The organism is Alteraquisediminimonas sediminicola (assembly GCF_019740335.1).
Taxonomy (GTDB): Bacteria; Pseudomonadota; Alphaproteobacteria; order Sphingomonadales; family Sphingomonadaceae; genus Alteraquisediminimonas; species Alteraquisediminimonas sediminicola.
Map to the genome: position 1 here is coordinate 1 of NZ_JAHXZS010000013.1, position 1,394 is coordinate 1,394.

General features: G+C 60.5%; 2 protein-coding genes. Both read right to left on the minus strand.

Features of this window, described 5'->3' with window-relative positions:
* Window positions 1–13: 13 nt before the first annotated feature.
* Window positions 14–496 (minus strand): ExbD/TolR family protein, encoded by a 483-nt coding sequence (locus K6117_RS14385; RefSeq protein WP_221796843.1) that lies wholly within the window; start codon window positions 494–496, stop codon window positions 14–16.
* 118 nt (window positions 497–614) lie between these two features.
* The gene (locus K6117_RS14390) at window positions 615–1,370 is read right to left on the minus strand and encodes a MotA/TolQ/ExbB proton channel family protein (protein WP_246605134.1); all 756 of its coding nucleotides are present in this window, start codon (window positions 1,368–1,370) and stop codon (window positions 615–617) included.
* Window positions 1,371–1,394 lie beyond the last annotated feature (24 nt).

The window sequence follows — 1,394 nt, forward strand, 5'->3', positions numbered from 1 at the left end:
TCTGCGGGGTGGATCAGCTCGTCGTCCGGCCTTTAGGCTCGGAAATGAACCCGACCCGGAAGAAGCCCGAACGGCCCATCACCGCCACGGTACCGCCAATGCACTTATACGGCGTGTTCACATCCGCGCGGATATGCACTTCCGGGAACTTGTCCGGGTTCTGCCGATCCGCCGGGCGCAACTTGTCCGACTCGTTCTTGAACTTGGCCACAGCCAGATTCTGCAACTGTGCCGCATCGTCGATCAGTTGGTTGCCCCAATATACTTCGCAACCACCCGAAGCGCCGCCACGGATCGACAGCATCACATTCTGTGCCTTGGTCACCGTCGGCTGATGCGCCACGCGCGGCACTTCCATCGGGATCTTCTTAACGGCCACCGGCACGGTGATCAGGAAGATGATCAGCATCACCAGCATCACGTCCACGAGTGGCGTGGTGTTGATATCTGACATCGGGGCGTCACTACCGCCCTCTGCGCCGACACTCACTCCCATCTCTTCATCCTATCATTCAAAAGCGCTGAACCAGCATACCCTCTTGCACGAGGCACCGGGCAGCTATCCCTTGAGTAACGCCGGATGGTCGAAACCATCCGGCAGCACTTCAAGTATCTCAGGCCTTCTTCGGCGCAGCGGCCGGAGCAGCCTTGGCAGCCGGGGCAGCCTTGATCAGCGGACGGACAGCGCCGTTCGATGCCATAAAGCCATGCAGGTCATTGGCGAAGGTCGCGAGCTGTTCAGCGATCAGCTTGTTGCGACGCATCAGCCAATTGAACGACATCACCGCAGGCACAGCCACGATCAGACCGATGGCGGTCATGATCAGGGCTTCACCGACCGGACCAGCGACCTTGTCGATCGACGGATCGCCCGATGCACCGATCTTGATCAGCGCCTTGAGAATGCCGATAACCGTACCGAGCAGACCGATGAACGGCGCGGTCGAACCGACGGTGGCGAGGAAGGCAAGGCCGTTCGACAGCTTGGCATTGATCAGGCCCTGGCTACGTGCCAGCGAGTTGCCGACCCATTCATGCTGATCGACCGGATCGGTCAGCTTGCCATGTTCGTCTTCGGCGCGATGGCCATCATCGACCAGCTGGCGATAGGCCGAGTTCTTGTCGAACTTGGCAGCGCCATCCTTGAGATTGCCAGCCGCCCAGAAACGATTGGCGCCTTCGGTGCCATCCTTCAGGATCTTCGACTGTTCGCGCAGCTTGGTGAACAGGATGTACCACGACACGGCGGACATGATGACCATCAGCAGGAACAAAGTCCACGACAGCGCGCCGCCGTCGTTCAGCGCTTCGATCAGGCCGAACTTGGTGGCGGCTGCTTCCGCGCCTTCAACTGCGGCGGTGTTGGCCAGTGCCTCTGCGGCAGGCGCAGCGGC